Genomic DNA, 11,569 nt, shown 5'->3' on the forward strand with positions numbered 1-11,569 from the left:
CTGCAGCTGGCCGATCCGGATTTTCTAGAAGGGGAATGTGATGACGGCGATCACCGAATACACGCTCGGTAACTTCGATGCGAATTACGCAGCTGTCGAGGTGCCCGACACCGATGGTGTCCGGTTGGTTCTCTCCCATCCTGCAGCGGATGAAAATCTCTGGGAAGAATATTTGTGCGGCGCTTGGGAAGCCTACGAGAGGTACGGAGCGCAAGCGGCCTTGGATGTACCGGCGGTGAGAGACGGCATTTCGACTTCCTTGTTCTACGCCCTCGTCGACGACGGGGCGGTCGTGGGCGGGGTACGCGCGCAGGGACCCTACGTCTGCGCTTCTCAGTCACATGCTGTGGTCGAATGGGCGGGCAACAGGGGTCTCGACGCTGTACGTGAGGCGATCGCTACCCGAATCCCCGACGGGGTGGTGGAGATGAAGTCGGCGTGGGTCTCTCCGAAGTCCCCGCATGCCGGGAAATTGTCTGCTGCGTTGGCGAGAGTGGCACTGCCGACGATGGAGCGTCTGCAATCTCGCTTCGTGATGGCAACGGCCGCTGACCACGTACTAAGTAGGTGGGAATCATCCGGGGGCCGGGTCGATACACAGATACCGGCGGCCGCGTATCCCGACGGGCGTTATCGCACGCGCATGATGTGGTGGGATCGTCGATCATTGCGCGCGGACGCAGATCCTGCCCTGTGGCCACTCATGCGGGCCGAGCACCAAACACTGAGCCCGAGCACGGTGAAACACAATCAACGAGCAGTCGACACATATCTCGCAGCGGCGCAGGGGCTTCGCTAGTGAACGGGGTCGACCGCTGATGTCCCGATCTCGAACAACGCGGGCCGGCTGACATCGCTGGGTTGCCCATGCACCAAGTTCACCCTCATCCTCGGAAGCTGTTGACACCGAACCGTATTGCGTCCCCCTGCCTTGGCGGCGTACATGAGGGCATCCACACGGTGGGTCAAGACATCCGTCAACTCCCCCAACGACATCTCCGGCGAAGCAGGGTGATCGTCGAGTTCACAGTAAATCGCCCCGATACTCACCGTCACGTCGCACGACTCGGCTACCGACGCTCGGATCCGTTCGGCGAGAGCCTCGACTCCATTCAAGTCCGAGGCGGCGAAGAAAGCGACAAATTCTTCGCCGCCGGACCTGGCGACCAGCACTCCCGAGCCCACCGCTCGCGCGATGGCCGCAACAACGCTGCGAAGCGTCTGGTCCCCCGCGCTGTGACCGAACAGATCATTGATCTGCTTGAAATGATCGACATCGATCATCAGAAAACCCATCTGCCCCGTGCTGGCGGGATAGCTGCGGTGATATCGCTCGATTCGATCGAGAAACCCTCGACGATTGGGCAGACTCGTCAACGGATCGGTGTGGGCCAGCTCCCGGTACCGCGCTTGAGTGAACACGAGCGAGCGACGCAAGGCTCCGATCATGAACACCGGCAACCAAATTACCGTCACCGACACAGTGCAGCTGACCAGAGCAGCAGCAAACCCGTGAGCCACGGTGACCGCTACCGCACAAGCGAGTGCTATCGCGACGATCGTGTGCCCGACGATGACCCGTCTACTCGACGCCATCGCCGCGATAGCCGGTATCGCTGAGAGCAGAGTGACGATTCCCCGGGCTGCCAGCGGATCTGTCACCAGATAGGCGGATGCAGCGATGCCGACCATCCCGATCAAACCCACGACGGAAAACATTCGGTCCGACAAACGACCTACGGTCAGTGTCAGAAGAAAGATTCCCAACGTACTCACCCAGATAGCGCAAAATACAGGCCTGTACCCGTTCGCGTGAATGAAGGAGACAATAACGCGATCGCCGGCAGTGGGACGGCCCCGCCCGTGCTCAAGAGCACAGCCAACGACCGAGCATCCGTTCTCTCCCGAAACCTGACATATCTCGCATACAGCCCATGTGGCCTCACTCCGCCCACCCTAGCGGAAAAAACCGCAAAGTATGTTCAGTAATGCCGGAGTAGACAATTTCCAGCTTTGACGCTAACCGGAGCAATTTCGGGCAAATCAGCAGGAAAAAACCCAATCGTTTCGTCTCACCTTTCCGTTACACTTCGAATTTTCCTATTCAGCACATACTTCGTTACCTCGGTCTCGCTGGACGCGAACCACTCGCACTCGTCTCACTGCGGTTAGTGTCCGATCCATTCTCGGACGAGGCGCCTTCGCAGAATAGCTCCATCTCGGCGCCCCTGGATTACATTCGCTGCCGACGTCTCGGTCCCGTCACGTCGACAGCGACGCCAGGCAAATTACAACAGGTTTCTAGCTTTCGGTTGCTGGCACTCACACCTAGTACCGGTAAATGGAGACCCGATGTCCTTCCCACATTCGGCCGCGCAACTAGCCCCTCCCTGCTCCTTCTCGCCGCCGGTTTCATCGCTGCGCCCAGCACCTCCGTAGATCGGGATATTCCCGGCTGCGCACTCGCTAGGTCAGGGACCGAAAGCTGGGCGGGCCCTCGGATGCCTTCTACACACTGAGTAGGAAAGTTCTGGATAACCCTAGGTAGCGCTCTCACCTACCTCGCTGAGGTCTACGCCTCGAAGCCCTCATCACCGAACTCCGCGACTTCCCCATCCGGACTTCAGTTGGTGAAGGCTCGCGCGAACGTCCACCCCCTACTGGCGGACGCCAACTGGAATGTCGATCCGATGGGCGTATTCGGCACTCTCGGTCACTGCCACCATTCCGCGCGGTCCTCCCATCGCTCGCAACGCGACGTTTTTTTGCCTGCCCGGCAGGCAAGCAGGAACCGAGGTTCTGACGAGAACCTCGGTACCGGCGGCTCGTTCACCTCTGTCACATGTTGAGCGAACTTGCTCAGCCGCCTCAAGGTGCTACTCGAGCAGGGCGGTAAGGGAGTGAAGCTTGCCGGCGAGCCGGACGCCCAGAGCCGGCAAAGGGCACGGGACCTCAAGTAGGGGTGGTAGGCAGAGAAATGCCGTGACCCGTCCCCCGGCGCCATACTCTCGGGGTTGGGTCGATAATCTGGCGGAATCCGACCCTACGTCGGGTAGTGAGCGATCGCACCGCAAACACGCCGAACGTTCTCCGACGATCGAGCACGGCATAGTCGAACGCATCCCGGAGAGCAGTCCCAGTGGTCTTCGAAAACGAGTTCCCCAGTCAGGAGCAGATACTCGTCCCTACCACTCCAGAGCGTTCACCTTTCAGCGTCGGGGAACCGTTCTATAGCAGTACGTTTCGGTCAATCAGCGCCCGCAGTGATCTCTGGAAGTTTCTCTGCGCGGCGCAAACGTTCCGCCATGTCGACGACCAGCCCTGTGGACGACTCGGAAAGGCCGACCACTGCAGCCAACAGTTGCCGCAACGCCCCCTGTTCGAGACAGTCGATGACAACCGACGGTTCCGCCCCCTCACTGTCGACCGGCAGATAAAAATACTTGTCATCGACGCCGAAGAAATTAGCAAGCACAGCGACCACATCCGGAGAAGGGTTCGTCCGCCTACTTCGACGTAACTGAGACAGATAAGGGCGGGAGAGGCGAGAGCCACTCGCGGCGAGACCGTCCGCCACCACAGCTTGCGTGACCGGACGACCGAATCGCGGCGAATCCTCGAACAACATATTCAACCGATCAGCGAACATACGATCCTCACGTCGAAAAACCTAGACAGTATCGATTTCAGAACGATGATCACATGTCGCCGCCGGTAAGAGGAGCGCTCGGACTCAGCAGCTCGTATCCTTCCCGCGCATGCAGCGGTTCCCTCGCCGCTATCGCGGTTAACCCTGCCGTTTTCTGCTTCCGACTCCCGTGCGCCCCTGTCAAGCAATGGTGAAAATAAGGACACATTGCAGCACAACACCATTACCGCCAATAGTTCGCTGTCGTGCCGACAAAACGGAAACATTGTCGCAGGCTCGGCACAGAAATTTCCAGCGGCAGCCCCGGCCGAAGCATTGAAAGTCGCCCACATCAACCACGACGACAACGAAACTGAGGCCGGTCTGTCGCTACTATCGACCCTCGACATTATCACCGCAGACGCCCACGTCTTCCTCGTTCCCGCCCCTCGGCCTGCTCCTGCGCATTGCGCGGCACCTCGACGCCGCCGCAGCATCCTTCTTGCGTGGCGCGAACCTCTCCGACGGACTCGACAAATCCAACCGCCACTTCGCCCACATCCTCGCCCAGGACGCCAACGGAATCCGCATTCTCGCACAATGACACATTCAACGAAAAATGTATCTGCTTGCAGCCCAACATGTTCAAAATGACATGGCTGATCCACGGCGAGCCCTGGAGAATGCAAACAAGCGCCATCCAGCGTGGTCGAGGAGTTAAGGATGCGTCAGCGAGTTCTCGGGAATACCGTCCAGTACTGACACCGCGGACTCGATCGGTCGAGATACGTTAGATCCAGTCTTCCGGTGATGCCGCCAGGAGGCGATCCATCATCTCCGCGGAGAATGTGGCCGCAGGAACGGAAGGCGCCTTTCGTGGTCTACGGGAATGGTCCGATTCGGGGTACAACGATCGAGAAATTTCACGGACCGCGTGGACGACCAAGGGGCGAGGCGTTCTAGCTGAACGGATTTGTTGTTGCCGCACAGGGCGATGCTGCCGACGGGTTCTTCGTATCCGCGAACCGCAGCAGCGATGCAGGCCACACCATGAGCTGACTCTCCTCGCTCGAAGGCCACACCGCGGCGCCGGCGGATGCGACTCAGTTCCTGGTGCAAAACATTGATGTCTGTGATGGTGTTTTCCGTACTGCGAGAAAGGACTGAGCCGAAAAGAGCGTCGACGCGTTCGGGGGCGATCCACGCCAGGATCGCTTTTCCGCCGGCGGTGCAGTGGGCGGGGGCGTGACCCCCGACACGCGACGGGATTGCAGCGGCGAAACGTCCGCCGACTTTGTCGAGATCGACGACGTCGGGGCCGTCGAGGACGGTCAGATGCACGACCATACCGGTCTGCTGGTGCAATTCGTGCAGAAACGGTGCGGCCGCTTCACGAAGCGAGCTGCGCCTCTCGCCGTCGCCGTCCCCCGGAGAGCGCGGCGACCGAGGCAGTATCCGAAGGAGGCGTGCTCGACCCATCCGAAGGTGGTGAGTTGATCGAGAATGCGGTGGACAGTGGAGCGAGGTAATCGAGTACGGCATGCAACCTGTTCGAGCGTGATCCGAGCTCCTCGGCCGCCGAAGGCGTCGAGAATCAACGTCAGTCGCTCGATCATCGAGGGTGGCAGGTCCTTGCCCGACTTCATCTCTGTCGAGACGCCCGGCGTTGTGCCATTCTGGTCAGCGATGCCCATGAAGCCCCTTCCGAAATTTACTAGAATTCATTCTATCTCCTGTGTTCCCCACCCAGTCGGTGGCTCGCTTGCAGAATGCGACGGTAAGCGCAGCAGACACATACATCGCGTCACAGACTTACCGGTGTCATCGGTGCGCGGGATGCGTTGCCTGCCAGTAGGAATGCGCGTTCGAAGAATTGGCCTATGGTCGATTTCGTGAGCACTGTGCCCGTCGTCGGCACCGAACTCGGACGCGACTGCCTTCAATGTAGATGTCCACTGTTTATTACCGTGCTCGAGTTCTACGCCGGTTCACCACCTGAACTGACCGACCGCCGGGAAAGTTTCGTTGATTGCCGCAGCGGATGCAGGGGCGTTATCGAACAGCCGGTCGGTATCGACATCAGCCGTTGACCGATACCACGATCTCGCCACTTCGCGGGGAGTGATCACCAACGTCTATCCGCGTCGCAACCGCTGCAGAATGGCATCGAGTTACGGGCGTGAGGCTTCGCACCGCCGGCGTGATCGAGATGAACATTCTCGGTCCCCCACCCACCCGCGCCAGCCTGGAACGAGGGCCGAACACTACCCTTCTCCGTTACTTGTCAGGAACGCGGCAATGTACTTGTACTGACGCACGGCAGAATGACGCTCATCTGGTGCAGCAGGCGACTCTGGACGACAAGGCCAGCATCAGGGAGTGCTGCCCGTCGCCTTGATCGGTTTCTGCTGGGCCTCGTTGTGCCTGCTCGACAAATACGGCGGGCTGTTCATGTTTGGAGAACAAGGCACCAGGGCATGGAGGATGTTGACCCGCCGGTTGAGTCCCCCACTCCGTCCCGGCGGGTCTTCGATCTGCGTGTCGGAGTTGTCGCCGGTTCTGACACGCACGGTCCACCGACCGATGTTCACACCTGATGTCGGTGGACCGCCCGAACTTCGCGCTCGTCGCCGACACGGCGGGCGCGTGCCCGCCCACCGAGACTCTGCTCGTGCTCAGTGTCGGTGGGCCCTTGACTACGTCCTTCCTCAATGTTCGCCAGGCACCGACCGGCCTCCTGGCCGGGCCAGGTCGGCGCTTAACGCCACCTCACTACATCTGGTTTCAATTTTGCCTATAATCTATGTCTGATGGTATAGATTCTGTGATCTATTGAACTTCTCGCACCGCCGGATCTGGTGGCTGGCCGGTGCGCAGAGCGAGAACCTAGCGAGAGAATAGGAATCACTGTGATTGTCCTCGGCATCATTCTGGCCCTGATCGGTTACTTCACCGCAATCAGTATTTTGACGACAGTCGGCATCATCTTGGTGGTGGTCGGCGCAATCCTGACACTTCTGGGCACTATGGGTCGCGCTGTGGGCGGTCGAAAAGTTTGGTATTAACACCCTATATACCTCGGCCTAACCCTCGCCTGGGACATCTGGCTCGCGCGGGTACCTAATTTGCTCGACCCATGATGATGCACCACTACCGGGATCGCCTCCTCCTGTAAGAGAGGTACTGGGCACATCCCACCTCCACGTTTGAGGGTGCCTGTCGACAGAGTTCAGTGCAGCTGGGCAACCTGCCGGGAGGCCCCGCGGAGAGTGTTTATCTCCGAATGTCGCATTCACTCTGGAAGGCTTGAAACATGCTGGTACGTCGAATTGCTCGTCCACTGCTTTCCACGATCTTCATCGCCGGGGGAATCGATGCTTTGCGCAACCCTGCTCAGCGAGCAGCCAAAGCGTCACCGCTGATCGACAAATCCGTCGAGACGCTGCCAGGAGCAGTGACGCAGAAGGTGCCTGCTGATCCGGAAACACTCGTCAAGATCAACGCCGCCGTCCAGATCGGCGGCGGTGCCCTGCTGGCCACCGGCAAGGCGCCGCGGCTCGCGTCGTTGGTGCTCGCGGGGAGCCTGGTACCGACCACGCTTGCCGGTCACGACTTCTGGAACGAAACCGATCCGTCACTGCGAGCGATGCAGCGCACAAACTTCATCAAGAACGTCAGCTTGCTCGGCGGACTGATGATCGCCTCCGTCGACACCGAGGGCAAGCCGTCGCTCGGCTGGCGCGGCCGTCGCGCCGCGAAGAAAGCCCAGGCGTCTATCGCCGCAGCACTTCCATTGGTCGCATCGCAGACCGATCACACGAGCGATCGCGTCGAGCATGCTCTGTCGGTGGCGTCCGAACGCGGTTCCGAGCTTGCCGAAACCGCGAAGGCACACGGCACGGATTGGCTCGAACTTGCCAAGGAGCGCAGCTCCGAGTTCGCGGAGATCGCGAGCAAGCGAGCCGCGGAATTCGGAGAGGTCGCCAAAGAACGCGGCCCGGACATCCTCGAAGTCGCGCAGAAGCGCGGCTCCGAACTGGCCGAGACCGCACGCGAGCGCAGCGCCGAACTGGCAGAGCTGGCGAGCAAGCGCAGCTCGGAGTTCGCCGAACTCGCCCTCGAGAAGAGCAACGAGTGGGCCGAAACGGCGTCGGAGCAGACCGAGGTGCTGGGTAAGCGTGCTCGCAAGCGCGCAGAGAAGGCGCTCGAAAAGGCTCGCGCCAAGAAGGACGAATTGACGCACTGAGCGCACCGAAAAACACGGTCACAATCGTTCAGTGACGTTACTACGAGTTTGTTGGCTAGCGTTTTCTGGCTAGATTTCGTAGCCGACGAAAACACGATGGACATGCACTCCCAGAGATAAGTGCTCCGAGCGGATGACACAGCGGGGGCACCCACTGGCTGCGCTCGCGCGAGGCTTTGTTTGAGAGCGCGACTCGGGGGGTCCGCCAACGAACACGAAGGTAGAGGCAGGTCATATGGGGACCTGGCTCGCGAAATTGACGGATGATCACGGAGAGTGGCTGATGACGGCTCGCGCCGACAAGACCAAGATCACCAGAGAAGACGTCACCCTCCTACGCGGAGGACAGGTGATCGGTGTTGACGACGGTGTCATCGGCGTGGTCGGGTCGATGCCTCTCGATCCGACCACCGCATCTCCGCGGTGGGTCACAGTACGCCGGGACCACTCAGGAGTGGTGCACGCACCACTCCCCCCTGTACAACAGCGAGGTGTGCGGCCCTAGACCTCACGCGTGAGTCGACTGCAGATCAGGAATCATAGGTCCCCGACCGATACCTCACCGAGTCGTGCGTCATGTGGTCATGGAGAACGCGTTCGTGGAGCATGCTGAAGCGGATCGGCGGACATGCTCAAGCCATTGTGCGTGGCATATGTCTTCTACTTCCGGGAATGCGGGCCCTCCCGAGAGGTCGAGGATCTGGTCCGGTCGTGGAGGTAGGTCGGCGTCGGTCACACGCTCGATGAGCCCCACTGCTTTCCATCCGCACGAGCATTGCGCCCGCCAACCGATCGTCGCTTCATCGGGCACGTACGTTCCGTCCTCGAGTCCGAAGCCCCGGGCGCTGTACGACAGTGCGGTGCGATCGCCGGCGACGATCGTCGCCGGCGCTCCTTCGTGAGCGCCGTCAGTACTCGTCCAGCACATCCCGTCTCCTTCCTGCAAACCCTTTCACAGTCGGACCACCTAATTCGTGCAAACCTCGATTACTGCGCCCGATCACCCCGCGAAGCTCTCCGCTCGTAGCACCAACGCCGAACATGCCTCCGTCAGAACTCCGGCTACATCAGACTGCATTGCTGACTAGCGCGTGCAGTCAATACGGCTGATTTGATGCTCGATCGCACAAGGGTAACGGTCACCCCGTCACGATGGGCTATCTGCCGCTGTGTCCAACCGCAGTAATATCCCTGGTAGAGGTATCTTCTTGCGCGGCAATCCCCTGTTGACCAACTGAAGCCGTCTTTGCATGCGTGGGCTTCCTCGGCCGATCCGGAGGCCTCCTGAGAGGACCATAAAGCCTCGCGCCGAGGGCGGGAGCGAATCTTTTCTATCGCTCGCCGGTGAGCAATCATGATTACCCACGCCGTAGGGCTCCCGTTTTCCGTCTTGTACTCGGGCGCGCATGCCCATACCTCGCGATACACCGACCGTGCCAGTTCGTCGCTAACTCGCTGATCACCGAACATCTGCATGAGCAGGTCGCAGGCCCAAGGGGAAGTCCGGTCGTAGAATTCGGCGAAAGCTGCACGACTCCCGGAGGAAACAGAACACAGCACAGCAACAAGGTGGTCGTCTGGATCAGCCTTTACCATCACGGTCGCCCCACTCTCACGTGAACTTACAGAGCGAGCATAGTCATCTGCACTCAGCAGGAACCTCGGAAAGTGGGGCTCGAACGTCTCGAATGAATGTCAGTTAGTACACAGCAGCCGGAAGTCGTGTAGCTAGCCCCTGCCGTATTGCTGTGGTCTCCATCACCCGCATCCGAGGTTGATGGAGCGCTCGCTCCGAATCATGGGCACACCCAAAGTCGCAACATGCCCAAGCAGGTTGGCAAAGGCATCCCGGAATGAACACGAGTCTTGTTCTTCACCAAGATCATTCATCGATCGTGCGAAAAAGACGGATTAGCCACCGGCGATTCGTGGATATCCGAGGAGGCCGAGATCGTAGGGCCGCGCCTCAGCCCCCGACGTGCGATCACCTCTTACTTCGATTCCACGTGTAACCCTCGGCTCTGGAATGAGATACACATATCGTAAACGTCCTCTAAGACTGAATCCTTAGGAAAATGCCCCCTATTCACCAGATGTCACCATGACTCCCGCGGCTTCCACACCCGCGAGCATCGAAGGCCCTTCGGTGTGGCGTGATCGTAAGAGGTACCTGTGGCCGCTCGGATTGCTGATTCCACTCAGCCCGTTCATCTCCTGGTTTCTCGTCGACAACCTTCGTCTCGGATTGTTCTGGGCGACCGGCGCGTGGCTACTGGTCATCGTCATCCCGATCATCGACATGCTGGCCGGTGAAGACGGCGAAAGTCCGCCGGACGATGCGATCCCACGACTGCAGAAGGACCGCTACTACCGCTGGTGCACTTACGCGTTCCTCCCCTTGCAATACGCCGGTCTGGTCTTCGCCTGCTGGTGCTGGATCAACGCTCCGATGGGAATCGCGGAGAAGATCGCGATGTCGTTCACGGTGGGCGTCGTCGCCGGCGTCGGTATCAACGCGGCCCACGAGCTCGGCCACAAGAGCGAGAAGATCGAACAGTGGCTCGCGAAAGTGGCGCTTGCGCAATCTCTCTACGGGCACTTCTACGTGGAACACAATTTCGGCCACCATGTGCGTGTAGCTACTCCGCAGGACCCGGCCAGCTCACGGTTCGGTGAGAGCTTCTGGAGGTTCTTGCCACGAAGTGTGTTCGGCGGGCTGCGTTCGGCATGGCGCATCGAGAGCGCTCGACTCCAGAGGAAAGGCAAACGAACCTGGAGCTTCGAGAACAATATTCTCAACGCTTGGGCGATGAGTGTTGTCCTCTTCGCGACGCTGATCGGTATCTTCGGTTGGGAGGTCGCGCCCTGGCTCCTGCTGCAGGCAGTTGCCGGATTCACCTTCCTCGAAGCCGCGAACTACCTCGAGCATTACGGCCTGCTGCGTGGCAAGCGTGCCGACGGCTCGTACGTTCGCGCCAGCCCCGCTGACAGTTGGAACAGCGATCACGTCGTGAGCAATCTGTTTCTCTACCAACTGCAGCGGCACAGCGATCACCACGCCAACCCGAAGCTGCGGTACCAAAGTCTGCGTAGCGCGGCCGAAGCGCCGCAACTTCCGGCCGGCTACGCAGTGATGATCGTGATCGCGTGGATTCCACCGCTGTGGCGCCGGGTGATGGATCAGAGATTGTTGGACTACTACGACGGCGACACAGAACGAATCAACGCCAGGAGCACGACCTGATGAACGCCCACGACCCAACAAATACAGAGTCAGATCCGTACCCGCACAACGACATAGATCGCCACCTGCAGTCTCACGCCAGATTCGCACGTGCAGCGTCGAGTCCAGAAGTCATCGCCGCCGCGCAATTCTTGCTGCAGCAACCCGATGCCTATCTATACCGCCGCCGCTACCTCGAACTCATCGTCGATACCACAGACTCAGACGGCACCCCGATCACCGACTACACCGCTGCCGAAAAATATCTGCTCACCGCGTACAGAAAAATTCTTCGATCCGATACCGGGCATCCGAGTCAGAAAGAATCACGCACCGTCGACTCCTCGAAAGACATCTCAGGAAGTTAACAGTCAAGCCGCGAGCACGAGAGGAGGTGGGAAGGCATGGGTTTCGTCGTAGGTTTGTCCGGTTTGCAGGCAGTGGTGGAGTTGTCCGAGGAATTTGTTGAACA

General features: G+C 59.8%; 10 protein-coding genes and 1 pseudogene. 7 read left to right on the forward strand and 4 right to left on the reverse strand.

Annotation, left to right across the window (positions count from 1 at the left end; genetic code table 11):
* Positions 1-40: 40 nt before the first annotated feature.
* Entirely contained in the window at positions 41-799 is a 759-nt protein-coding gene (locus tag G8767_RS32105) for a hypothetical protein (protein ID WP_064442793.1), read from the forward strand.
* Here G8767_RS32105 and G8767_RS32110 read toward each other — a convergent pair.
* The 3 genes and pseudogenes from G8767_RS32110 to G8767_RS32125 all read right to left on the reverse strand — a co-directional run bounded on the left by G8767_RS32110 (position 796) and on the right by G8767_RS32125 (position 5,322).
* On the reverse strand, positions 796-1,776 hold the full coding sequence (locus G8767_RS32110; protein WP_231783840.1) for a GGDEF domain-containing protein: 981 nt from the start codon (positions 1,774-1,776) through the stop codon (positions 796-798). The genes G8767_RS32105 and G8767_RS32110 overlap by 4 nt on opposite strands.
* A 1,471-nt stretch (positions 1,777-3,247) precedes the next feature.
* On the reverse strand, positions 3,248-3,475 hold the full coding sequence (locus tag G8767_RS36060) for a hypothetical protein (RefSeq protein WP_231783839.1): 228 nt from the start codon (positions 3,473-3,475) through the stop codon (positions 3,248-3,250).
* 943 nt (positions 3,476-4,418) lie between these two features.
* Positions 4,419-5,322 (reverse strand): annotated as a pseudogene (locus tag G8767_RS32125) (IclR family transcriptional regulator).
* Between the two features lie 198 nt (positions 5,323-5,520).
* On the opposite strand from G8767_RS32125, the gene G8767_RS32130 reads away from it, so the two are divergent.
* The 4 genes from G8767_RS32130 (at position 5,521) to G8767_RS32145 (ending at position 8,379) form a co-directional block, all read left to right on the forward strand.
* Complete coding sequence (locus G8767_RS32130) at positions 5,521-5,718, forward strand: hypothetical protein (protein ID WP_125053481.1); 198 nt, start codon at positions 5,521-5,523, stop codon at positions 5,716-5,718.
* Between the two features lie 819 nt (positions 5,719-6,537).
* Positions 6,538-6,693 (forward strand): DUF6131 family protein, encoded by a 156-nt coding sequence (locus G8767_RS36065; RefSeq protein ID WP_087503832.1) that lies wholly within the window; start codon positions 6,538-6,540, stop codon positions 6,691-6,693.
* Between the two features lie 248 nt (positions 6,694-6,941).
* The gene (locus tag G8767_RS32140; RefSeq protein WP_003944048.1) at positions 6,942-7,874 is read left to right on the forward strand and encodes a DoxX family protein; all 933 of its coding nucleotides are present in this window, start codon (positions 6,942-6,944) and stop codon (positions 7,872-7,874) included.
* A gap of 283 nt (positions 7,875-8,157) precedes the next feature.
* Complete coding sequence (locus G8767_RS32145; protein ID WP_178377395.1) at positions 8,158-8,379, forward strand: hypothetical protein; 222 nt, start codon at positions 8,158-8,160, stop codon at positions 8,377-8,379.
* Between the two features lie 69 nt (positions 8,380-8,448).
* Here G8767_RS32145 and G8767_RS32150 read toward each other — a convergent pair whose 3' ends face one another.
* Entirely contained in the window at positions 8,449-8,802 is a 354-nt protein-coding gene (locus G8767_RS32150) for a hypothetical protein (protein ID WP_051649807.1), read from the reverse strand.
* A gap of 1,173 nt (positions 8,803-9,975) precedes the next feature.
* Between G8767_RS32150 and G8767_RS32160 the strand changes: the two genes are divergently transcribed.
* A complete protein-coding gene (locus G8767_RS32160) occupies positions 9,976-11,118 on the forward strand; it encodes an alkane 1-monooxygenase (RefSeq protein ID WP_149357449.1) in 1,143 nt (380 codons plus the stop codon).
* Positions 11,118-11,465 (forward strand): hypothetical protein, encoded by a 348-nt coding sequence (locus G8767_RS35620; protein ID WP_197494310.1) that lies wholly within the window; start codon positions 11,118-11,120, stop codon positions 11,463-11,465. Before G8767_RS32160 ends, G8767_RS35620 begins: the two co-directional genes overlap by 1 nt.
* Positions 11,466-11,569 lie beyond the last annotated feature (104 nt).

Origin of the sequence: Rhodococcus sp. IC4_135 (assembly GCF_011602025.1) — a bacterium.
GTDB classification, from domain to species: Bacteria; Actinomycetota; Actinomycetes; order Mycobacteriales; family Mycobacteriaceae; genus Rhodococcus_F; species Rhodococcus_F baikonurensis.

Excerpts from the sequence above, each read along its gene's own strand:
- G8767_RS32105 (WP_064442793.1), top strand. The coding sequence starts at position 41 with ATGACGGCGATCACCGAATACACGCTCGGTAACTTCGATGCGAATTAC.
- G8767_RS32140 (WP_003944048.1), top strand. The coding sequence starts at position 6,942 with ATGCTGGTACGTCGAATTGCTCGTCCACTGCTTTCCACGATCTTCATC.
- G8767_RS32145 (WP_178377395.1), top strand. The coding sequence starts at position 8,158 with ATGACGGCTCGCGCCGACAAGACCAAGATCACCAGAGAAGACGTCACC.
- G8767_RS32150 (WP_051649807.1), bottom strand. The coding sequence starts at position 8,802 with ATGTGCTGGACGAGTACTGACGGCGCTCACGAAGGAGCGCCGGCGACG.
- G8767_RS32160 (WP_149357449.1), top strand. The coding sequence starts at position 9,976 with ATGACTCCCGCGGCTTCCACACCCGCGAGCATCGAAGGCCCTTCGGTG.
- G8767_RS35620 (WP_197494310.1), top strand. The coding sequence starts at position 11,118 with ATGAACGCCCACGACCCAACAAATACAGAGTCAGATCCGTACCCGCAC.